Source organism: Pseudoalteromonas sp. SR44-2 (genome assembly GCF_014163745.1).
Taxonomy (GTDB): domain Bacteria; phylum Pseudomonadota; class Gammaproteobacteria; order Enterobacterales; family Alteromonadaceae; genus Pseudoalteromonas; species Pseudoalteromonas distincta.
In genome coordinates this window covers 273916-295115 of record NZ_JACJDW010000001.1, presented here as the reverse complement: position 1 = coordinate 295115, position 21200 = coordinate 273916, and the positions used below count along the sequence as shown (strand labels likewise).

Annotated in this window: 23 protein-coding genes; 16 read left to right on the top strand and 7 right to left on the bottom strand. The window is 38.9% G+C overall.

Translation table 11 applies throughout. From position 1 onward, the window contains the following. The first annotated feature begins 165 nt into the window (after positions 1-165). The 5 genes from H5115_RS01180 to H5115_RS01160 all read left to right on the top strand — a co-directional run bounded on the left by H5115_RS01180 (position 166) and on the right by H5115_RS01160 (position 4400). Complete coding sequence (locus tag H5115_RS01180; protein ID WP_039488814.1) at positions 166-789, top strand: fused MFS/spermidine synthase; 624 nt, start codon at positions 166-168, stop codon at positions 787-789. Continuing rightward, a complete protein-coding gene (locus H5115_RS01175) occupies positions 782-1666 on the top strand; it encodes a spermidine synthase (protein ID WP_182681881.1) in 885 nt (294 codons plus the stop codon). The genes H5115_RS01180 and H5115_RS01175 overlap by 8 nt, the downstream gene beginning before the upstream one ends. A gap of 133 nt (positions 1667-1799) precedes the next feature. Further along, positions 1800-2267, top strand: coding sequence for a MarR family transcriptional regulator (locus H5115_RS01170; protein ID WP_002959150.1), 468 nt, complete (start codon positions 1800-1802; stop codon positions 2265-2267). Positions 2268-2275: 8 nt separating this feature from the next. Further along, positions 2276-3340: an HlyD family secretion protein gene (locus H5115_RS01165; RefSeq protein WP_182753200.1), complete on the top strand. Its 1065-nt coding sequence runs from the start codon at positions 2276-2278 to the stop codon at positions 3338-3340. 10 nt (positions 3341-3350) lie between these two features. Further along, positions 3351-4400, top strand: a complete 1050-nt coding sequence (locus tag H5115_RS01160) for a DUF2955 domain-containing protein (protein ID WP_138490145.1) — start codon at positions 3351-3353, stop codon at positions 4398-4400. Positions 4401-4513: 113 nt separating this feature from the next. Here H5115_RS01160 and H5115_RS01155 read toward each other — a convergent pair whose 3' ends face one another. After that, positions 4514-5671 (bottom strand): benzoate/H(+) symporter BenE family transporter, encoded by a 1158-nt coding sequence (locus H5115_RS01155; RefSeq protein WP_182753198.1) that lies wholly within the window; start codon positions 5669-5671, stop codon positions 4514-4516. Between the two features lie 378 nt (positions 5672-6049). On the opposite strand from H5115_RS01155, the gene H5115_RS01150 reads away from it, so the two are divergent. Further along, entirely contained in the window at positions 6050-6754 is a 705-nt protein-coding gene (locus H5115_RS01150; protein ID WP_182753196.1) for a hypothetical protein, read from the top strand. 121 nt (positions 6755-6875) lie between these two features. After that, positions 6876-7619, top strand: a complete 744-nt coding sequence (locus H5115_RS01145) for a zinc-dependent metalloprotease family protein (protein ID WP_182672736.1) — start codon at positions 6876-6878, stop codon at positions 7617-7619. 91 nt (positions 7620-7710) lie between these two features. Here H5115_RS01145 and H5115_RS01140 read toward each other — a convergent pair whose 3' ends face one another. Continuing rightward, positions 7711-8931, bottom strand: a complete 1221-nt coding sequence (locus H5115_RS01140) for an alkaline phosphatase family protein (protein ID WP_182753194.1) — start codon at positions 8929-8931, stop codon at positions 7711-7713. Between the two features lie 163 nt (positions 8932-9094). Between H5115_RS01140 and dgt the strand changes: the two genes are divergently transcribed. Both dgt and H5115_RS01130 read left to right on the top strand, forming a co-directional pair. Then, positions 9095-10561 carry a dGTPase gene (gene dgt, locus H5115_RS01135; protein ID WP_165743992.1) on the top strand — a complete coding sequence of 489 codons (1467 nt, stop codon included), beginning with the start codon at positions 9095-9097 and terminating at the stop codon, positions 10559-10561. A gap of 72 nt (positions 10562-10633) precedes the next feature. Continuing rightward, positions 10634-12283 (top strand): cell surface protein, encoded by a 1650-nt coding sequence (locus H5115_RS01130; RefSeq protein ID WP_182753192.1) that lies wholly within the window; start codon positions 10634-10636, stop codon positions 12281-12283. Between the two features lie 317 nt (positions 12284-12600). Here H5115_RS01130 and H5115_RS01125 read toward each other — a convergent pair whose 3' ends face one another. The 3 genes from H5115_RS01125 to H5115_RS01115 form a co-directional block, all read right to left on the bottom strand. Next, positions 12601-13479 carry a bile acid:sodium symporter family protein gene (locus H5115_RS01125; RefSeq protein ID WP_182753190.1) on the bottom strand — a complete coding sequence of 293 codons (879 nt, stop codon included), beginning with the start codon at positions 13477-13479 and terminating at the stop codon, positions 12601-12603. Positions 13480-13574: 95 nt separating this feature from the next. Further along, positions 13575-14156: a uracil-DNA glycosylase family protein gene (locus H5115_RS01120; RefSeq protein WP_182674566.1), complete on the bottom strand. Its 582-nt coding sequence runs from the start codon at positions 14154-14156 to the stop codon at positions 13575-13577. A 150-nt stretch (positions 14157-14306) separates the two neighbouring features. Beyond that, a complete protein-coding gene (locus tag H5115_RS01115; RefSeq protein WP_039488837.1) occupies positions 14307-14663 on the bottom strand; it encodes a VOC family protein in 357 nt (118 codons plus the stop codon). Between the two features lie 219 nt (positions 14664-14882). Here H5115_RS01115 and H5115_RS01110 point away from each other — a divergent pair, with 219 nt between their 5' ends. From H5115_RS01110 to H5115_RS01100, 3 genes are read left to right on the top strand one after another with little or no spacing between them, the layout of a single operon-like run. Further along, positions 14883-15224: a hypothetical protein gene (locus H5115_RS01110; protein ID WP_182753188.1), complete on the top strand. Its 342-nt coding sequence runs from the start codon at positions 14883-14885 to the stop codon at positions 15222-15224. After that, positions 15221-16822, top strand: a complete 1602-nt coding sequence (locus H5115_RS01105) for a PepSY domain-containing protein (protein WP_182753186.1) — start codon at positions 15221-15223, stop codon at positions 16820-16822. The genes H5115_RS01110 and H5115_RS01105 overlap by 4 nt, the downstream gene beginning before the upstream one ends. Beyond that, the gene (locus H5115_RS01100) at positions 16819-17154 is read left to right on the top strand and encodes a DUF3325 domain-containing protein (protein WP_182753184.1); all 336 of its coding nucleotides are present in this window, start codon (positions 16819-16821) and stop codon (positions 17152-17154) included. Before H5115_RS01105 ends, H5115_RS01100 begins: the two co-directional genes overlap by 4 nt. 209 nt (positions 17155-17363) lie before the next feature. Here H5115_RS01100 and H5115_RS01095 read toward each other — a convergent pair whose 3' ends face one another. Then, on the bottom strand, positions 17364-17885 hold the full coding sequence (locus tag H5115_RS01095; protein ID WP_182753183.1) for a lipocalin family protein: 522 nt from the start codon (positions 17883-17885) through the stop codon (positions 17364-17366). Positions 17886-18015: 130 nt separating this feature from the next. Between H5115_RS01095 and H5115_RS01090 the strand changes: the two genes are divergently transcribed. From H5115_RS01090 to H5115_RS01075, 4 genes are all read left to right on the top strand, one after another. Next, positions 18016-18471: a YaiI/YqxD family protein gene (locus tag H5115_RS01090; protein WP_165743999.1), complete on the top strand. Its 456-nt coding sequence runs from the start codon at positions 18016-18018 to the stop codon at positions 18469-18471. Beyond that, complete coding sequence (locus H5115_RS01085) at positions 18472-19035, top strand: DUF6942 family protein (RefSeq protein ID WP_182753181.1); 564 nt, start codon at positions 18472-18474, stop codon at positions 19033-19035. 19 nt (positions 19036-19054) lie between these two features. Further along, positions 19055-19447: an ACT domain-containing protein gene (locus H5115_RS01080; protein WP_024596052.1), complete on the top strand. Its 393-nt coding sequence runs from the start codon at positions 19055-19057 to the stop codon at positions 19445-19447. 122 nt (positions 19448-19569) lie between these two features. Further along, complete coding sequence (locus H5115_RS01075) at positions 19570-20382, top strand: TIR domain-containing protein (RefSeq protein WP_039488845.1); 813 nt, start codon at positions 19570-19572, stop codon at positions 20380-20382. Positions 20383-20527: 145 nt separating this feature from the next. Here the strand turns inward: H5115_RS01075 and H5115_RS01070 are convergent, their stop codons facing one another. Beyond that, entirely contained in the window at positions 20528-21184 is a 657-nt protein-coding gene (locus tag H5115_RS01070) for a class I SAM-dependent methyltransferase (RefSeq protein WP_182753179.1), read from the bottom strand. Positions 21185-21200 lie beyond the last annotated feature (16 nt).

The window sequence follows — 21200 nt, the reverse complement described above, 5'->3', positions numbered from 1 at the left end:
ATTGATTAACTAAGCAAGTGTTATAGTATAACAAAATTGTAGCATGTGTTACTTTATAACAAAACTTCTTTTTAAAAAATCACTGAGCGATTAATTAATGCACTAGCGACTGCCGTGTCATCACGTTAGTATAGTGTTCTACTTAAGTTACATAACGATAATTACATGAGCATAAAAACAAACGCGTTAATTTACTTTTTAGCTTTTTGCAGCGGTTTTTGCATTATGGGGATTGAACTTTTAGGAGGGAGAATTCTCGCCCCTTTTTTTGGTAGTAGCGTACATATTTGGGGCAGTATAATTACAGTATTTATGCTTAGTTTATCTTTTGGGTATTTACTTGGCGGTAAACTCAGCACTAAAAATGCATCACTTACCAAATATGGTTTAATATTTTTAATAGCCAGCATTATGGTGGTGCCTATTACATTATTTTCGCAGCCAATAATGGAATTTATATTTACCCATATTGAAGATAGCCGCTACGGCTCACTCTTAGCTTCAACTGCTTTATTTTTTATACCTACCGTTATTTTAGGCATGATCTCGCCCTACTCTGTGCGCTTACTGGTAACAGATAGCGATAAAAGCGGCCAAGTCGCTGGGCGTTTATACTTTGTAAGTACGCTTGGCAGTGCACTGGGTACTATAATTACCTCGTTTTACTTTGTACTCGCGTTTGACGTAAATACTATTATTAGCGCCTTTGCTCTAACGCTTGGGTCACTGGGTTTAGTCGCGATTGTAATTAATACCTTGGCTAATAATAAGGAGCTTGCTCATGCTTAAATATTTACTACTGCCGTTAATTGCATTTTCGGGTTTTGCGTGCAGTAAAGTTATCCACGAAGAGCGCTCGCTTTATCGCAATATTATTGTTGAAGAAACGAGCGACTTACGTTGCCTTAAATTTAATACTAAAAGTAGCCAAACAAGCCAAAGCTGTATGTATAAGAACAATCCCGACAAACTTGTTTTTAACTACACTAAACTTACTTTTGCGAGCCTTTTAGTAGCCGATAACCCTAAAAATGTACTTATTATAGGGCTAGGTGGCGGTACGCTTTCTAACGTTATTCATGAGCTATACCCCACTGCAAAAATTCATAATGTTGAAATAGATCCCGCAGTAACTAAAGTTGCACGCGATTACTTTAACTTTATAGAAAACGATTTAGTGACATCAAGCGTGCAAGATGGCCGTATTTTTATAAAACGTGCCGCAATTAAAAAACAAAAGTACGATTGGATTATTTTGGATGCATTTAACGGCGACTATATTCCAGAGCATTTGCTTACTAAAGAGTTTTTTGAAGAAGTACAAAGCGTATTAGCCGAAGGCGGTGTTATAGCTGCAAATACGTTTTCAAGTAGTAAACTTTATGAACATGAGTCGGCAACTTACCACGCTGTATTTGGCGACTTTATAAATGTAAGTCGCGAAAATCGTAGTAACCGTATTATTTTAGCGGGACTTAAATCAATGCCGAGCAAAGCGCAAATTAACACGCGTTTAAATGCTCTCGCCCCTAAATTAGTAAAATACGGTATAGACATAAAAGCGATTAGCCAATTTATGCAATTTACTAAAAACGATCAAGATTGGCCCGCAGATACAAAAGTACTTACCGATCAATACTCCCCAGCTAATTTACTTAACTTTTAAACTCCTGCTAAACCTCACCATTTTTACAAGTGAGGTTTAGCAAATATTTTGCCACTTCCCGCACTTACGCATATTTACTTAGCAAGCTAAGTAATGATAAAATAGTTAGCTTGCTAACTATGTTGGGATGGCTATGCCTACACACAAACCTTTTCACGAAACGCTCGATTTAACTGTTATCGGTAATATGGGCCGAGTTCATCGCTTATGCCGCGAAGCGGTAACCATTGCGGTTGAGCCTTTAGGGCTTACTCAATCGCGCTGGACTGCACTAATGCATATTAGTATGCGTGGTGAGGGACTAACACAACTTGAGCTTGCTAATAGCTTAGGGATAGAAATGCCTTCATTGACTCGTACGCTTAAGCAATTAGAGGAGCAATCGTTAATTGTTCGCCGTGTAGACAAACATGATAAGCGCAGTAAAAGACTCTATTTTACTGAGCAAAGTGATGCCATTTTACATTCATTGCAAGAGACTATTTCCGATATAAAAAATCAGTTATACAGCGGTTTATCTGTTGAGCAACTAGATGCGATTGCATTTGGTTTGATCAAAATGGAGCAAAACGCCCTTAAATGTATTCAAGTTAATAAGTAAGGCTAAAAATGACACCGGATCAAAAGTTTGCACGCTATGTAAGGTTTTCTCTCATAGGGTTTATCTTAGTATTTATTTACTATTTAGTGGCCGATATGGTTTTGCCTGTGACACCACAAGCACGTGTTTATCACCCTGTTGTGCAAATATCACCGCAAATTAGTGGCCGAGTCACTAGTGTGCAAGTTAGTAATAACCAATCAGTTAAAGCAGGCGATATATTATTTAGTATCGATGAAGGCCCATATAATTTAGCTAAAGAACAAGCTCAACTCGCCCTTGATGATGCCAAATTACAAAATAAACGCCTTGATACCAATGTTAAAGCGCTTGAGGCACAAATAAGTGCTGCAAACGCTAAACAGCATGAGCAAAAACTATTAAAAAGCAGAGGCGAAAAGCTCTATAAGCAAAAGTCTATATCGGAGCAAGAACTTGAAAGCATTCGTGCTAATTTTGAAGCGAGTAAAGCAAATGTTGCAGCCCTTGAAGCGCAGTTAGCTGAAGCGGTTTTAGCTAGAGGTGACTCAGGTAACAAAAACTTAGCCATGCGCCACGCTGCTAACCAGTTAGCACAGGCTGAGCTAAATTTATCCTACACAAAAGTGCGCGCATTAAGTGACGGCGTAGTTGCTAACTTACAATTATTAGACGGCGCATACGCAGTTGCAGGCAGCCCATTATTAGCTATTGTTGCTAAAAAGGCAGATTTAGTTGCCGACTTTAGAGAAAAGTCACTCTCAAATATGAAGCAAGGCACCCAAGCGCGCGTAGTATTTGATAGCCGTCCAGGTGAAGTTTACGACGCAATACTTGAAACATTTGAAGCAGGCGTTAGCAGTGGTCAACTTAATGCTAATGGTTTACTAAGTACAACAGAAACCAGTAATCGCTGGGTGCGTGATGCACAGCGTCAACGCATTCACTTAAAGCTCATAAATCATCAAGACTTAATAGCAAACATGCCTAGTGGCTCACGTGCAACAGTACAGTTATTACCAGAATCAACAATTGGGCAATGGTTTGGCTCTGCACAAATCAGGTTTATTAGCTGGTTACACTACATTTATTAATGGAGGCTTTATGACTCAAATTGTTAGCCAAGGCCCACAATTAGACTCCAACGGCCTTCGCCAAGCACTGCGCATTGCAGGTGGGTGTACCCTTGGCTTTACTATTAGTAAATTAATGAACTGGCCCAATGGTATATTTTTTACCGTTTATCCTATGTTGATATTGGGCATGGTACCTACGTTAAGTCGTGGGCTTATAAATCAATTTATAGCATCTGCTGCATTTAGCGCACTTATAGTGCTGATAATGCAGGGATTGTTTTCTCACTTGCCAGTCGTTATGACATTGTTAGTGTTTGGTGTTTTCTGCTTTTTATTTCATAAAATGAGTAGCGGTAGTGCCTTTTTATTTGGCGCTTTAGGCGTGATCAGTCTTTCTATTCAGCTACATTTTTCCAGCTATGTTGATCAAGGAAGCAGTATTTATCCGTTAATCTTAACTAATGGTTTGGCTATATTTTTAACCGTTATTATTGGAGCATTAATGCATGGCCTATTTCCTGATGTAACCGCAAGGCCCGGGCGAGTAATGCCAGCTAAAGCAAAAGAAAGTATTCGCCATGAGGTATTATTATGCTCAACCGTGGCTACGCTCTCTTTTGTTGTTTTTCAGGTTCTTGATTTACAAGACTCAATATCTGCGCAGGCAGCTTCTGTGCTTATTTTGTTTTCATTGTGCTGGAAAGCCGCAGGTATGGCTGGTTGGCAGCGAGCAATTGGAACGCTTATAGGCTGTAATGCAGCGTTACTATCGCAACTATTTTTGTATAGTCACTCTGATTTTTTACTTTTTCCGATGGCTATTTTATGGATACTTTCGTTTGTTTTTGCGCGCTTTCATATTTTAGGCGGAGGCATACCTGGCATTGGTTTTGGTGTATTGACTACATTTGGTATTTTGTTTGGAAATTCACTCGGGCCAGGCCAAGATCTTGTTTATAGTGCAATGTACCGGTTTAGTTCGGTATCTGTGGCTATAATCTTAAGCTTATGTGTTGTGTATGTTATGCACCATATACTTAATCGGTTTAGCGTAACTCGCCATCATACTTATGATTAGATAAACCCTGTTTGTAAAACTAAAGGCTGCAATTGCAGCCTTTTTAATAAGCTTGGTTAAACTATTTTAATCATTTATATGAGCAATAATTTCGCTTTACATATTCACAGTTTTTAGTCTTTCCTGGTGATAATAAGCGTTAGCACACCGGCTATAATCCCCCAAAAAGCCGACCCTACTGAGAGCAATGTTAAGTTAGATGCAGTTACTAAAAAAGTGACTATTGCGGCCTCAGTATATTCAGTACTACTAAGGGCTTGCTGCAAACTATTAGCAATGGTGCCAAACAGCGCAATGCCCGCCAAAGCTAAAATAAGTGCCTGCGGTAAACTTGCTACCAAGCCAACTAATGTAGCTGCGCACATCGCCATTAAAATATAAAATACGCCAGCCGCTATACTCGCCCAATAACGTTTATCATGATTTTTATCCGCTTCATCACTCATACAAATAGCTGCGGTAATAGCGGCTAAATTAATAGAGTAGGCTCCAAAAGGAGCGCTAAGCATATTTACAAAGCCAGTAACATTAAGAGATGCAGATATAGGCGCTTTATATTTATGTGCTTTTAAAACCGCAATACCCGGTAAATTTTGCGAAGTCATGGTAACTATATAAAGTGGTAAACCTATACTAATACATGCTTGCAAGTGGAAAGCGGGTTCAATATAAGCAAATTCGCTCATTTTCCAGTGCAGTGCGCTGGTATCAATATGGCCCATTTGCCAAGCGAGTAATACACCTATAATAAGCACGCTTAACATAGCAAAGCGGGCAAAAAAGCGTTTACCAATAAAGTACATAACGACCATTAAGCCAATTACTAAAGGCATGTCGTTCATAAAATTAAACACATCGATACCAAAGGTAACAAGCACGCCGGCCAACATGGCGCATGCAAGCTCACTTGGAATACGGTTCATTATTTTTTCAAACCAGCCCGTCACCCCCGACAAAAACACGAGCAATGCACTGAGCATAAACGCGCCAATAGCCTCATTTAAGTTATACCCTTGGGCACTTGAAATAAGTAATGCAGCTCCTGTGGTAGACCACGCAATTAAAACAGGTACTTTGTAATAGTACGATAAACCAATTGACGTTGTGCCCATCACTAAACCGAGCATTAAAATCCAACTAGCTACTAAATCGGACGTACCACCAAGGGTTATCACTACCTGATAAATTAATGCAATAGAACTCGAAAAACCAATAATTACAGCCACAAGTCCTGCTGTAATTCGGTTAAGCAACTGATCAGACACCTTCATAAATTCCTCGTAATGCATTTATGCAGCACACAACATACGTGCCCAATAATTACATTGCAATTAGCGATTGGTTTACAAAAGGTGAAATAAATTCACTTTTTATTTTTCATTGTAATTAACGTTAAAAAGTCACTTTTAACCATTGTATTTAACCAAACAAACAAGTACCTGTAACTGAGCCAAAGCCCGCGTAAACACTACTAAAAACCAATACTAAAAAGAGCAAAAAACACACCAAAAATAAATATCCTTATATTTTATAAGGAATTATAAAATTAAGAAACAATTCTTTTCGGTTACATTTATTATCTTGATCTAATCCATTTAATAATATAAAAAGTAACAAATAGTTAACCAAAAACACTAAAAGAGAAACAAATGAAGAGATCTGTCGTCTTACTAATTGCTATACCATTATCGGCATTTGCAGTTTATGGGCTATTTTTTAATGCAGATGAAACGGGCCAACCTATCGCGCCTGTTGCTATTGATTTTGTTCCTATTGATTTACAAAAAACGCGCAATACGCATCCCCCTGCACCTATTGATATGAGTAAAGATCCCATTACCGTTAAACCCATTGTTGCCCCTGACAACAGCTTACCGTTTGAGGAATTTGATGCCGTAAATCGCCTATCAGACAAAGCAAAGCAAGTGCTTATAAACGCAAAAGTTTTACCTACCGACTTACATAACGAGGCCTATATTGAGTTTGATTTAAATTCTTTACAGGCGTTAGAGACTGGCGAAAATTTTGATTTAGCTATTCCGCAAACAGCCGAAACATTCACCGCAGAAGTGACTAATGTGGTTGAGTCTGAAAATGGCGATAAGAGCATATTTGGTAAAATAGTGGGTGTTGACGGTCGCATGCATAATACCGTTTTAACGGTAGGTAAAGATGCCGTATATGGCCAATTTACTGCACCTTCTGGCAATTATGTATTCGAAAGTAAAGGTAAGTACGGATGGATTGCAGCAAAACGCGATTTATATAAAAGCCACATAGAGCATGAAGTAACCGCACCAAAACCCAAATCAGATAAAAGCATCGATATATTTGCACCAAAAATTGATGGCTAACCAAAAAATATAAAAAGCAATTAAAGCCGCACTATAAGGCAGCTTTAGTGTGTCTGCTTTTTATGATCTCAACCAAGTTAAAAACAAGTTCCAACCACAACAAGAGTAAGGAAATACAATAATGAAAAAAGTAATCACAACAACCGCACTGGCTGCGGCATTATGTGCAGCAAGTGTTGCGCAAGCAGAAACAATCGATATCGGTATTTTATATACCGACCAATCAGCTGCTGCAACTAGTAATATTGACACTAAAATAAATCAACTAATTGCTTTTAGTAATCAGGTATATAGCCAAAATGGCGTTGATATAACACTACGCTTAGTTGGCAAACAAAACTTAGGTGACTACGCAGTAACGCCGTCTGAGGATTGGTTAGATTCGGTTACAAATAGCAGCTACGTAGATGGCTTACGCAGCGATTGGAAGGCCGACATGATTGCCGTATTAGGTACTGGCCAAAGTGCTGGCAATGGGCTTATTTCATGTGGTTTAGCGTGGGTTGGCCAAGGCACTAATGGCAATCTATATAGCTCAATGAGCAGCCGTATGTACTCAATCACTGCAATTGATTGTGGTGCAACTACATTTGTACACGAACTTGGCCATAACCAAGGTTTAGCGCATTCACGCAAACAAGGTGACACGTCTGGCGGTGTATATGTAGATGGCATGGGTCATGGCGTACAAAATGAGTTTGCAAGTATTATGGCTTACCCGCACGTTTACGGTAGCGCAACTCAGTACGATTACTTCTCTAACCCTAACTGGAGCGTAAACGGTATTGCATTTGGTATTACAAACCAAGCGTATGCAATTCGTACGGTTACTGCTACAAAAACAAGTATTGCTAACTTTAAATAAGCTGCCCAATAAAAAAGTGGGCTAAATAGCCCACTTTAAAGTTTTAACATGTTCTTCCCTGCAGAGCGCTTACGCGCTCTTATAAATTAAGCTAATGCACAACCACTTTTTGCTTAATTGCTGGCATTAATGTTTTACCATTGCCATCTACTTTATTTAACAATTTAAGCCCCATCACTTTTGCAAGTACTGGGTAAATATCAAGGTTACTCACTTCTTTAAGGCTTACACCTTGTTTAAATGCAGGGCCTACAGCAATAAATGATGCTGCCATATCCTCGGTATATGCATAACCGTGAGTCCCTAAATAGGTTGGTTTTTTACCATTGGTAAATACCGCTGGCGCTGTAGTTTGCACCACAATATCGCCTACGCGAGTGCCTTTATTGTAATGATACGCTGCTAATTGTTCGTCAGTTAATACTGTATAACGACCGTTTGCTGCTTTTTGTAAACGAGCTTTATAGCCGGCTATATCTGCATTTATTGCATCGGGTTGAGTGTATATGAGTAAACGTGGACCGGTGTTTTTAACTAAAAAGTTTTCATCTTGAGGCAGTGTGGTTACATCAATGCTTTTATCTGGATCTATACTCGTCATACCATGATCCGAGACAATAACTAAGTTTACCTCCTGCTCTAATTTACTTAAGCGGGTTTGTAATTGTCCCATTAATTCATCAAGTTGTTTAACTGCATCTCGCGTTTGTGGTGCGTCTGGTCCAAACTCATGGCCCATGCTATCAACTAGCGAAAAGTAACTCGCAATAAAACGTGGGCGCTGTGCTTTTGGTAAACTTAACCACTGAATAATTTGATCAACACGGCTTTGGTAATCGCTGTATTTAGAATAGTGATAAAAGTAATCTGGTGTCATGCCGTTAAATAACGCATCTGACTCAGGCCAAAAATAAGTAGCCGATTTAAGTCCCTGCATTTTTGCTAAATTCCAAAGCGGAATCCCCTTCACCCAAGTGCTATCGCCCAATGCTTTGCCCATGCTGTAACAGTCGTTTTTACGCGCTTTATCACAAAAGCTATTATCAACAATGCCATGGTTTACCGGCAGTAAGCCCGTAATAATAGAAATATGGTTAGGAAACGTTTTAGTTGGATAAACAGGTATTAGTTTTTGTGCGCGAACACCGCGCTCGGCCATTGCTTTTAAATTTGGCGCACCGTGCTTTTCAATATAATCCCAACGCAGGCCATCAATTGATACAAGCACCACAGTCTGCTCTTTTGCAGCAAATGCGCTGTTCATTCCTAACATTAGGCAAATTGATACTGCCTTTAAAATCCACCGTTTCATTATAAACACCTATAAATGCACAACAATTACTCAAAAAATTATTTTAAAGCAAGTTGTTACTTTATGATACAAACTGATAGATTAAACCCTATATATTAAAGACAAATGACTATGTGCTAAAAACTATGCCAGTCATCAATTGTAAAAAAGGACAAGTATAAAGATGACCATAGATTTTAGTAAAAAAATAACGCCAGCACGAATGTATCGCACAACCTCTAACTTACAAATGGCGCTAGAAAGCGACCGTGGCCGGATTATTAACAGTGCCGCTATTCGCAGGCTTCAGCAAAAAACCCAAGTGTTTCCGCTTGAACGCAACGCAGCTGTTCGTTCGCGCTTAACTCACTCGCTTGAGGTACAACAGGTTGGTCGTTTTATAGTGCAACGTATTTTTGCAAATTTAAGCTACCAACAACAAAAAGATTACGGCTTAACCGATTTAGAGCGCCCCCTAGAAAGCTTAGTAGAAATGGCCTGCCTAATGCACGATATAGGCAACCCACCGTTTGGACATTTTGGTGAAGCGGCAATAAACCACTGGTTTAATAACAACCTAGCAAGCGTAACACCCGAGCGCTGCAAAGAGCCCAATACAGGTATAGGTGTTGTTTTTAAACACCTTGCGCTTGATATTTGTAACTTTGAAGGCAACGCTCAAGGCATACGTATAATTCATTCGTTGCAAACGCTTAATTTAACTTACAGCCAAAGTGCTGGTATTTTAAAATACACTCGACCTGCAGGTCTTGATACAAAAGATATACCGCAAAATAAAAACTACTTAATGAAGAAAGTGGGTTACTACTACAGCGAAAAAAACTTTGTTGAAGCGCTACAAAAAGAGCTCACTATTGAGCAATATTGCCGCCATCCAGCAAGTTATATAATGGAAGCCGCCGACGACATTTCGTATTGCCTAGCCGATATAGAGGATGCTGTTGAAAAAGGGATCATAAGCACCGAATTCTTATGTACACAGCTTAAAAGTCATTATAAAAAAGCACTCATAAACCTAACAATAGACGACACAGAGCACCAAACTTTTGTAGATAAAGCAGTTGACTACGCACATGAGCGCGCCAAAGCACAACCGTATAACTTTAACAGCGAATTTTTTATATACCTGCGCGTAGCACTTTTACATCCGCTAGTTGGACATGCTGCAAAACGCTTTATTGAGAACATAGAACCTATTTATCATGGCGATTTTAACCAAGCACTTTTAGAAGATAGGAGCCATCTACACGCTGTAACCAAAATGCTAAAGCAAGTTGCACTTGAGCATGTTTTTTCAAATAAAGAAGTCGAAAAATTAGAGCTGCAAGGTTATAGAATAATTAATGGCTTACTCGATTGCTACAAACCACTACTTCAATTGAACAGCGATGACTTTAGGCGCGCTCTAAATGGTGATTCGCGTTTATTAATTGAGTCGCGACTTGTTAAAAAGCTCTCTAAAAAGCACTTAAATAGTTACCAACACGCAATAGATGCAATGCAAGAAGAGCCCGATCACTTTGCAGCGTATGAATTTTATTATCGCTGTAGATTAATTCAAGATTATATAAGCGGTATGACCGACCAATTTGCTTACGATGAATATCGCAGCCTTATGGTTATTGATTAGTCGTATTACTCTGGATAATTTTCAATTTTGCGCTTAAAATCAAACTATTAATATTTAAGCGCGCATAACTTTATGATATCAAAACTAATTAGATTTAACCTTTGCTTTGCCCTATTTTATAGTGCGCAAAGTGCTGCATACAACGAAGCTATGTGCATTTTAATTAAACAAGAAATGCAGCAAAATAGTAATAATAAAGCGAGTCAAAAATATCGTAAGGCAGCGCGTGATTACAAAAACAACTGTAATAAGCCAAAAGAAATTCAAGAACAACCAAAGCCACAGATAATAGAGCCAGAGCCAGCCATTATTACTCAGCCACAACCTAAAATTGTTGAACCTGCCCCTGTAATTGAACCCACTGAAGAAGCTATTAAAAATAGCATCAACGAGCAAACACTTAATTTAACTGATGATCAAAAACAACAAATTAACGATCAGCTAAATACCAACAGTAACGAAATAGTAATTGATGCAGAGTCAACAACAGCAGTACCTGAGCAAGTAGTTACAGAACAAAAAAGCGAAGCCGCAATAGAGCAAGTACAACCGGCGACGCCAAAGCAAAGCGTGCAACCTACGCTTGAAAAGCCTGTACCTGTAAAACCTGCACCTGTGTTAAGTAAACCAGCGCCAGTTATTGCACCGCAAAGTGCAGCACAAAGCACAAGCTCATTACTTTTACCCACTTTAATACTTGTTATAGTGATACTTATTGGTGCTATGGTCGTCGTGCGCCTGCGCCGTGCAAAACAAAGTAAAGCGATGGCAGAACCTACTATGGCGGCTCCACCTGAAGTTAAATCAGAAAAAATTGCTACGCCAGTGAAACCTGAAACTAAAACAACAAAAGAGCCAGAGATTGAGCCTGTCGTCATCAACGAAGTAACACAAAATAATAAACCAGTTGAGAGCAGCGTAGAGGCAAATGAAGACCCTTTAGAGCCTACGAACACTACACAAAATGCTGATATTGAACATACACCACCGCAAATTTCAGATGAGCAAAACAACGTAGCTACACAAGTGCAAACAAGCGAAATTGAGCCTGCACAAATAGAGCCAACAAATACTTTAGAGCAAACAAGTACCGCTACGTTTAACGAAGTAAAACAAAAACCTGAGCCTAATACAGCCGAGTTTGAAGCTGCAGCAAAAACAACCTTAGAGCGTATTAAAAATGCCAGCAGCTTTAATGAGCCAGAAGTACGCGACTTTGACCCAGATGCAAAGCCTGAAAAAAAACAACGTAAGCACAATACAGCGCAAGTAACGGAGCCTGCGCCAATAGAAGCCGAACACAACACTGTAGAGCCGGTTATTAGTACTCCTGAGCCAGTAACAGCGAGTGAGCCGGTTGTAGATTTACACGCACCAGAGCAAATAGCTGACGCTCAATCGACTACATATACAACAGAGCAAGACTTTAAAGAACCAGAGGTACGTACATTTAACCCAGATGCACCATTACCTGGTGAAAAGCCGATGCCTAAAAAACAAAGCGCAACACCTGAGCAAACACAAACAACACCGCAAGTTGATGAGCCAGTAAGTGAGCCTAAAAAAGCAGACAGTAACAATCCATTTGCTAACTTGTCGTTAGACTCAAGCTGGGATCCTGACTCAACTGAAAAGCCCAAAATAGAAGAGAAAAAACGCGCGCCTAAATCACAAGCATTAATAGATGCAGAAGAACGCGCTAAAAACATGCAAACCAAATAGTAAGTTTTAAAGTAGCGCCTCATATTTGAGGCGCAGTTTTAGTAACCACATAATTAACTGTTTTTCACCGTATTACTTACACTCTTACCTTCCTCTAAAATGCGCCTTAGTAATTAGGAGCTTCGCTCCTTGCGCGAGCAAGCTCAGCGCCTGGTGCAATATTCAAGCTTGAGAGTGTTTTGTAAGCCTACAACTTGTTGGCGCGACGAGTGCAGTGCATACATTTAACAGGTGGTATTTTTAGACTGGAATTTAAGGCTACGTTATCTGCAGCCATAAATTAAAGTAACTTGGTCAACATGCCCTAATTAAAAGTCCTAGTTAACAGCCCTAGCGGTGCGTTTATTTTTAAGCTTTAACCCGCCAATTAATAGCAGTGGCCCTATAAACATGGCAAGGCCATACACGCCACCGGTAACTGCGTATTCTGGTTTATTTAAAAAGCTAATAGCAATTAAAATAGCTAACGATGCATTTTGAATTCCAACCTCAATTGAAAGCGTCAGCGAATCAGTTAAATTTAATTTTGAACACTTAGCAATTAACCAACCAACAACCATTGAACCAATATTAAGCGCTATGCACGCCCAAAATACGTCGTTAAATGAGTTAACTAATAAATCGCGCTCTTTTATTACTAGTGCGGCAATCATCATAAGCATAAAAAACAACGAGAAGCGTCTAAAAAACGGCTCTGCTTTAATGGCAAAATCACTATTAAAGTGACGCAACCAAATGCCTATAGCAACTGGCACTAAGGTAATAAAAAATAGCCCTAATGAAGTAGTTAAAATAGAAAAAGTAGCATCGTCTGCTGGGGCAAACTGACTCATAGCAAAGCTAATAATAAACGGTGTGGTTATTATACTAATTGCGGTAGAGGCAGCGGTTAAACTTACCGAAAGCGCTAAATTAGCTTTAGCAAGCTGACTTACTACATTTGACATAGTACCGCCGGGGCAAGCAGCTAATATCATTAATCCAATAGCGATAGGCGTTGATAGGTTAAGTAAATAACACAATCCTAATGCTAATAAAGGCATTGCTACAAGTTGGCCTATTAAACCCATGACAATGCCAAGCGGGTTTTTAAATAGACGAGTAAAATCGGTTGTTGTGAGCCCAAGACCCATACCAAACATAATAAGTGCAAGAGCGAGCGGCAGTATTACTTCGGTTAATATAGATGCATTCAAATTAGACAGCCTCGTTTGTTATTGTATTTAATTAGAGTGTTAATTTTTAAGTTAACTGTAACGCCCCTTTACAATAAATCCTAATGCTAGAAGCATTACTTATTTAAAATAGTAGCAATGCGTTTACCCAGTTCTGGAAGTACATCTTGTTCAAACCATGGGTTCTTTTTAAGCCATATATTATTACGCGGACTCGGATGTGGAAGCACTAAATAATTTGGCCAATACTCACGCCACGATTTTACTAACTCCGTAAGTGGCATTTTTTTAGTCTCTGGTAAATGATATGCCTGCGCGTATTTACCAAGCACTATTGTCAGCTCAATATTTGGTAGTGCAGCCAATAATTGCTCGCGCCATGCAGGGGCACATTCTTTTCTCGGTGGTAAATCACCCGACTTACCCCTACCCGGGTAGCAAAAGCCCATAGGTAAAATGGCTATATTATTAGCATCGTAAAATTCATCCCTTGTTAGCCCGAGCCATTCTCGTAGGCGGTTTCCGCTTGCATCATTAAACGGCACACCTGTTTCGTGAACTTTGATTCCAGGTGCTTGGCCTGCAATTAAAATGCGTGCGTTTGGGTTAAATTGTATAACAGGACGAGCCCCTAAAGGTAAATGAGGTTCACAGATCACGCATTTACTAACTTGGTCTATTAATTGGTGACTATTCATGTTTATTTGGCCTTAAATGCTTAATATTTATCCTAAATGGCCTTTTAGGATAAATGAGTTGGTAAAAAATCGGTTTATTTTATCTAAAATGGCGATTAGTTAGTAAAATCGTGATCTTTAAGCTCATTCGCGCTACAAGCCTTGTAAAACCTAGTGTTGCTCTGCCCATACAGCAAACTCATTGCCGCTCGGCTCTGCAAAATGAAACCGGCAACCACCCGGAAATTCAAAAATAGGTTTTAATATTGTGCCACCATGGAGTTGTACTTTTTTATACGTAGCGTGAATGTCGTTACTATAAAAAACCAATAACGCAGCACCATTTTGAGTTAGCGATTTAAGCGGCGCATTAAAAAAGCCACCATCAAGCCCTTGGCCACTAAACGCCGTGTATTCTGGGCCGTAGTCAGTAAACTGCCAATTAAATACACGACTAAAAAAGGCCTTAGTTGCGGGTAAGTCGCATGCAGGAAACTCAACGTAATTTAGTTTTTCGTGATCGCTCATCGTTATTCACTCTTTATTTTTACCCAGTTTATTAACCTTAAGCTTTACATAGAGCCTGTGCAATATCATTAAATAATATCAGATCAGTATTTTACTAAGTACGCATAACTTACTTGAAAATTAAATGTCACAAATGAGAATAACTATCTTTTGTATTTGTAACATATATAATAGCGCCTTTGTTTTATTCTCAGCTTTAAATAAAGGGATTAATTAACTATGCAGGCACCTTTGCACAGTGCGCCATTCGATAAGGTTAACGTGATTGCGCTTATAGTAAAAAGCGTAAGCAGTTATCGAGTTTTGGTATTTTTACGTTTTTTTATTGCCATAATTGGTGGCTATGCTTTTACCTCTGCAAGCACTGCGTTATTAAGCCTTGTGTTGCCAATAGCTAAACAAGACGCTGTGCTGTTTAGTGTTTCAATCAGCATTTTAATTTATGCCGTAGTATTTATTTATGCCTTTAGCGTTAAATCATTAAAAACAGTGTGGATCAGTATTTTACTAAGTACGGGAGCGTTCATTGGATTGCTTGCATTACTGAAGGGTTGGGTATGAAAGACAGCTTTTTCAGATCGATGACTTGGTTGCACACTTGGGTAGGGTTACTCGTTTGTTGGTTATTATATTTAATATTTTTTGCAGGGACTCTTAGCTTTTTTAGAGACGAAATAACCTTATGGAATCAACCAGCTATTCATAATGTGCAAGCCCAAACACAGCGTATAGAAGCGCAAAAACAACAAATAATTACCGGATTTGATTACTTAGCTAACCATGGAGCTCACTCATCAAGCTGGCGTATTACATTACCCGAGCCACGCATTCCTTATTTAATTTATGGTTATGCAAAACCAAAAGAGCCAGGTCAGCGCCGCAGCCGGTTTGAAAACACACAGCTAAACCCTAATACCATGCAAGAGCTTGAGCCCTTTGTAGATACTAAAGGCGGTAACTTTTTTTATCGGCTGCACTATGATTTACATTACATGGATGCAATAACCGCACGCTGGATTGTGTGCTTTGCTAGCTTTTTTATGCTGATTGCCATTATATCGGGGGTGGTTATTCATAAGCGTATTTTTAAAGATATGTTTAGCTTTAGGCGTAACAAAGGTAGCCGTACATGGTTAGATGCCCATAACTTAAGCTCAGTGCTTGCCCTTCCTTTTCATTTAATGATTACTTATTCGGGTATAATTACACTTATATTTATGTTGTTTCCCTACCCTGCGCAAACCTCTTATGATGACGGCATGCGTGGTTTTTTTAACGATGTAACCCCTCGCAACACCATGACCGATAAAGCTCAAGGCGAATCATCAATGGTGCCGATTCAACGTATTTTGGATCAGGTTTATACTAAGTGGCCTCATGCAGATATTACTCGCGTACAAGTTAATCAACCAAATATGGCAGCTTCAACAATTACCGTATTGGTAAGCGCAGGTAAAACACTACGTGACCAAGCACCACGCTTAATATTTAGTGGTGCTACAGGGCAAATGGTCGCTAAAACTGATGACGAGCTAACTAGCAGCAAAGCGCTTTACGAATCACTTAATTCAATGCATACAGGGCGTTTAGCTACGTGGTTGTTGCGCTGGTTATACGTATTAGGCGGTATTGCAGGCTGTGTAATGATTGGCTCTGGCTGTATTATGTGGGCTAAGCGAATTCGCGAGCGAACTAAAAATAACGTTAAACCTTCGTTTGGTTTAAAACTAGTTGAAGGGCTAAACCTAGCCACTATTATGGGACTTCCACTGGCAACGTGTGCATTTTTTATTGCTAACAGACTACTTAGCCCAACTACCGCAGAGCGCGCCGATAAAGAAATACTCGCGTTCTTTTTAACATGGCTAGCGGTTGCTCTTTTAGCACTTATAAAGCGCGACACACTGCAATGGCGAGTTATGGCAGCTATAAATGCTGTTGCATGTTTAAGCGTACCGGTTATTAATGCACTTACAACTAACGGTAATATAGTTAGCTATTTGATGCACAAACAGTGGGCTTTATTTACTTTTGATGCACTGTTTTTGTTATTTAGTATATTGTTTTTTATACAAACCGAAAAATTACGTACTGCTAAAAACAACTCAAAAATAATCAGCCCTAGTCAATCTAATAACCTTAAAAGGCAAAAACCATGATTGATTTACTTGAGTTTAGCCTATGCCTGCTCAGTTTTAACTGTTTTGCGCTGGCTAAGTATAATCATTTTAAAGATGTATTTAAAAAACGCCCTACAGAATCCCAACGTAAAAAGCTGCTATTAGCTTCTTGGATCAGTATTTTACTAAGCTTGGTGCTTTGTATAGTTACTCAAGGTGGATATGGAGCATTACTATTTTGTGGATTTATGAGCCTAAGTGTCTTAATTATAATGATTTTTTATAATTTTTTAGTAGACTACGTAAAGTGGTTTAGTGTTTTAAATAGCGTGTTAGTTGTACTAAGTGGGTTGTTTTTAGCATTAAACTAGCCTTAGTTAGTAAAAACATGATCCGTTACTTTCCCATATATTAGGCAAAAAAAATGGCAAGCTATATAGCTTGCCAACAATAGGGGATATTCAGTGTTTCTAATACTTGCTGTCTCACGGCAAGTACACACAATATAACCATAATATATTTAAGTTACTTTACAGTTAGATGACTCTTTTATTACTACTGTAAAGGGGCTTTACATTGTTTATTGCTCAACCCAAATTATTTCATCGGTAGCAAAGCCCAACTCTTTAGCTTTAGTTAAAAAGTGTTCTTTAAGCTCTTTGCTAACCGTTGGTGTACGCGACAAAAACCACAAGTAATCTTTGTTGTAACTGGTTATAAATGCATATTGATAATCAGGTTGGTCAAGTTCAAAAATCACATAAGCGCCATAAAATGGACCAAAAAACGAGACTTTAAAATGTCCGGTGTCAGTGCCTTCAACAAACTTGGCTAAGCCTTCGGCGTTATCCCATTTTTTATCATCCGTTAAATACCCTTTGTTAAGGACCTTTACTGTGCCGTCGTCGTTAATTGAATAAGTCGCGGTAACTTGCTCCATACCTTCTTCGAATGAGTGATTAAGACGCGCTATTTCAAACCACTTGCCTTTATATTTTTGTATATCAAAGTTTTTAACGGGTGTTATTCCCTCTGGAGGGCTGGTGCAGGCACTAAGAAAAAACAACCCCGTAATAAGTAAACCGTATTTAATAGCCTTCATGTAAGCTCCTTTTTAAATTACATAAATAGTACGTATTATCTAAATATAGATGAGTATAAAGTTTGCTAGCCGATTAAAAAAATTTGCTATAGGATCATATTAATTCTAAAGCAATAAAAATGACCATAGCATGAAAATTTGGGTAGATGCAGACGCGTGTCCTGTTGTTATAAAAGAAATACTTTTTAGAGCTGCAGAGCGTATGAAAATCGAGACTATTTTAGTGGCTAATCACGCAATGCGTATCCCGCCGTCAAAATACATAAGTCGCGTTCAAGTATCGTCAGGGTTTGATGTAGCCGACGACGAAATAGTAAAACGCGTTGAAAAAGGCGATTTAGTTATTACGGGCGATATTCCGCTAGCAAGTGAAGTAATTGATAACGGCGGGCAAGCACTAAACCCACGTGGCGAGCTTTATACCACCGAAAACATTCGCTCAATACTTAACGTGCGCGACTTTATGGATACCATGCGCTCAAGCGGCGTAGAAATGAGTGGTGGGCCGCCGCCACTTAGTCAAACCGATCGCCAAAACTTTGCAAATAACCTCGACCGCATTTTAGCGCAAAATAAGGCAAAGTAAGTGACAGAGCAAGTTGTTGGTTTAGGTGAGTATAATTTTAATGTAGCCGTGTATGTCGCAAAAGCACCGCCTATGCCCTACTTTGAAACCCTACAAAGTATAGAGCCGGTAATTAACGAGCAAATAAATACCATAAACCAGCACTGTGGTAATGGTTGGCGCAAAGTGTTTAACGTGTACGCAAAAGTGCTATTTGCCCTGCCAAGTGAGCATTATTCATTTGCCAAACAAGCCCCTACTTGGCAACAATATCGCGATGAGTTTTTACTGCAAAAAAACAGTAAAACCGCCCTGCTATTTAGCGCGCCTGACACTACTATTACTTGCCCAGATAAAGCTACTAGCAATAAAAACCAGCTACATATAATTGCTGGGCGTACGCACGCTAAAAACTTATTACAACAAGGTAAGTTACATGCACAATTTGATTGGCTCGACGACGAGTTTGCAATAGACACAACTAACAACATTATTGTTTGCCCGTATTTTGATTACAGACAGTTAAGTAATATAAAAATTGCGAGATTAAGCGAGCTAGTCGCGCAGCTAAAAGCCACTAAATAACACATTGTAAGGAACAACCATGGCCGGAATTTTAGAGTTAAACGAATTATTAAAATCAATGCAGCCTGTGCTTAAACAAGGCGAGTATATTTTTTGTTGCTTAGCAGGTAAATTGGCTGATTATGTTCATTTAGAGCCACTTGCCACTTATGTTGAAGAAGAAGGGCTAACCCTTATTTTAAAAGCTGAAACTGCCGATAAAGCAGGTATTACTTACGAGGGCAAATATAATTTAATTACCCTTAACGTACATTCAAGCTTAGAGGCCGTTGGGCTAACAGCTGCGGTATCTGCAAAGCTAACTGAGCATGGCATTAGCGCTAATGTGGTAGCTGCGTTTTATCACGACCATATTTTTGTACAAACGGATAAAGCACAAGCCGCGATGAAAGCACTTGGAGAGATTGGTTAGGATTTTTGCTAGTATGGTAGCAAGCTAAACATTTTAGTATTAATGTAATAAGCAGATACTAAAAACATATAACTTTATTCTTATTGCTAAAAGAAAACTCAATTAAGTAAGGAGACAATAAGTTGAGAAAACCAAGACTATTTATAGCTTCTTCAGTTGAAAGCTTACCCGTAGCTGAAGCTGTAAATGTTAATTTAGACCATGAATTTGAAGTAACGCTATGGAAAAATGGTACTTTTAAACTCTCATCAACAGTGATCGATGATCTTGTTGAAAAGTCGTCATTTGTAGATTTTGCACTATTTATATTTGCTCCAGAAGATATCGCTACGATCCGAAATAGACAAGAACATGTCGTAAGAGATAATGTAATTTTTGAAATGGGATTATTCGTTGGAGCTATAGGTAAATCTAGATCATTTATCCTGAAGCCTCGCGATATTGAAATGCATCTACCAACCGATTTATTAGGAGTAACTCCTGCTGATTATGATTCTGGACGTTCTGATTATGATTTGGTTTCAGCGACTAACCGTGCTTGTACATTAATTAAAGCTGAAGCAGAAAGGCTAGGAGTGATCAATAATCAAAATAGCTCTGGGATAAAAAGAAATATTGCGAATCCATCAGTTTATAACCTTAAGGCACAAGATTATAAATTTTTAGCAGCTTGTCTACAAAGTTATACGTCTGACCCTGATGGTCTCCCATTTTATAGAATTTCTAATAACTTTAGTTCTACAGATGACTCTATTTTGCAAATATCGTTGATCAAGTTAGAAAGAATGGGATATTTAAGTAAAGCTATTGAGACAGATCAACATAGTGAATGCGATTTTTATACTTATTCAATAACCGAGATGGGGATTGATATATTGCTGCAGAATGAAGACTTACTTCAACCTCAAGGCTATAAACCTGATATACAATTTTAAGTTTACATTACACTATGTGAGCTACCATTTAACTTCCCCGTCGAGTGGCGCTTCGCTTAACCGACCTACGTATAAAAACACCGAGTTTGTTCACTCGGTGTTTTTATTGGTGCTGAATAGCGGGTGCTTGTTCAGCTTGTAAAACTTAAACTACATATCCGCTAAAACCTAGGGCTTTAAAATACAGCTTCGGAATGCCAAATTTGCACTCATTTAGCAATTCGCTAAAGCGCATTCTATCAAGCGGGTAAAACTCATTTTCTAAGTCATGCCCTGTTTGTGTTTTACCGGTTTCGGTTAAACCCAATTGCGCGCACGTTGTAAGCTGGGCTTGGCGCTCAAATGAAGTTTCGGGGCGCATTAAATCTGCAATATAAAGGTTGGCGTCTTTTTTAAGGCTTCCTTTAATCGCTTTTAATAACTCTTTTTTATCGCCGTTATCTTCTAAAAAATGCATTACTAATAAACATAAAACGGCATCGGCTTTAACCGATAACTTATCAACTGGGCCATTATGTACATCTACGCGGCTTGTTATGCCTTGTTCATCAAATTGCTGCTGTGCGATAGCAAGCATATCGGCTGATGTATCTTGCGCAGTAAATTGCCATGTAGGGTTTAGTGCAGCCAGTGCAAGTACTTCTTTGCCTGTGCCTGCCCCTACTACCAAAATATGTGCATTATCGCTTAGCGTTGCTTGTAGTTGCGCATTAGTTAGCTGATGTAATAATTCATAACCAGGCACTAAACGGGTTATGCGGCTATCGTATTGTGTTGCTTGCTCGCCTGTAAACGTTGGCATTGTATCTCCTTGTTTT

Bases quoted from the DNA above. Each gene is read 5' to 3' on its own strand.
- H5115_RS01165 (WP_182753200.1), top strand. From the start codon at position 2,276: ATGACACCGGATCAAAAGTTTGCACGCTATGTAAGGTTTTCTCTCATA.
- H5115_RS01180 (WP_039488814.1), top strand. From the start codon at position 166: ATGAGCATAAAAACAAACGCGTTAATTTACTTTTTAGCTTTTTGCAGC.
- H5115_RS01120 (WP_182674566.1), bottom strand. From the start codon at position 14,156: ATGAATAGTCACCAATTAATAGACCAAGTTAGTAAATGCGTGATCTGT.
- H5115_RS01080 (WP_024596052.1), top strand. From the start codon at position 19,055: ATGGCCGGAATTTTAGAGTTAAACGAATTATTAAAATCAATGCAGCCT.
- H5115_RS01140 (WP_182753194.1), bottom strand. From the start codon at position 8,931: ATGAAACGGTGGATTTTAAAGGCAGTATCAATTTGCCTAATGTTAGGA.
- H5115_RS01115 (WP_039488837.1), bottom strand. From the start codon at position 14,663: ATGAGCGATCACGAAAAACTAAATTACGTTGAGTTTCCTGCATGCGAC.
- H5115_RS01175 (WP_182681881.1), top strand. From the start codon at position 782: ATGCTTAAATATTTACTACTGCCGTTAATTGCATTTTCGGGTTTTGCG.
- H5115_RS01170 (WP_002959150.1), top strand. From the start codon at position 1,800: ATGCCTACACACAAACCTTTTCACGAAACGCTCGATTTAACTGTTATC.
- H5115_RS01070 (WP_182753179.1), bottom strand. From the start codon at position 21,184: ATGCCAACGTTTACAGGCGAGCAAGCAACACAATACGATAGCCGCATA.
- H5115_RS01110 (WP_182753188.1), top strand. From the start codon at position 14,883: ATGCAGGCACCTTTGCACAGTGCGCCATTCGATAAGGTTAACGTGATT.
- H5115_RS01155 (WP_182753198.1), bottom strand. From the start codon at position 5,671: ATGAAGGTGTCTGATCAGTTGCTTAACCGAATTACAGCAGGACTTGTG.
- H5115_RS01130 (WP_182753192.1), top strand. From the start codon at position 10,634: ATGATATCAAAACTAATTAGATTTAACCTTTGCTTTGCCCTATTTTAT.
- H5115_RS01090 (WP_165743999.1), top strand. From the start codon at position 18,016: ATGAAAATTTGGGTAGATGCAGACGCGTGTCCTGTTGTTATAAAAGAA.
- H5115_RS01145 (WP_182672736.1), top strand. From the start codon at position 6,876: ATGAAAAAAGTAATCACAACAACCGCACTGGCTGCGGCATTATGTGCA.
- dgt (WP_165743992.1), top strand. From the start codon at position 9,095: ATGACCATAGATTTTAGTAAAAAAATAACGCCAGCACGAATGTATCGC.
- H5115_RS01105 (WP_182753186.1), top strand. From the start codon at position 15,221: ATGAAAGACAGCTTTTTCAGATCGATGACTTGGTTGCACACTTGGGTA.
- H5115_RS01100 (WP_182753184.1), top strand. From the start codon at position 16,819: ATGATTGATTTACTTGAGTTTAGCCTATGCCTGCTCAGTTTTAACTGT.
- H5115_RS01095 (WP_182753183.1), bottom strand. From the start codon at position 17,885: ATGAAGGCTATTAAATACGGTTTACTTATTACGGGGTTGTTTTTTCTT.
- H5115_RS01160 (WP_138490145.1), top strand. From the start codon at position 3,351: ATGACTCAAATTGTTAGCCAAGGCCCACAATTAGACTCCAACGGCCTT.
- H5115_RS01150 (WP_182753196.1), top strand. From the start codon at position 6,050: ATGAAGAGATCTGTCGTCTTACTAATTGCTATACCATTATCGGCATTT.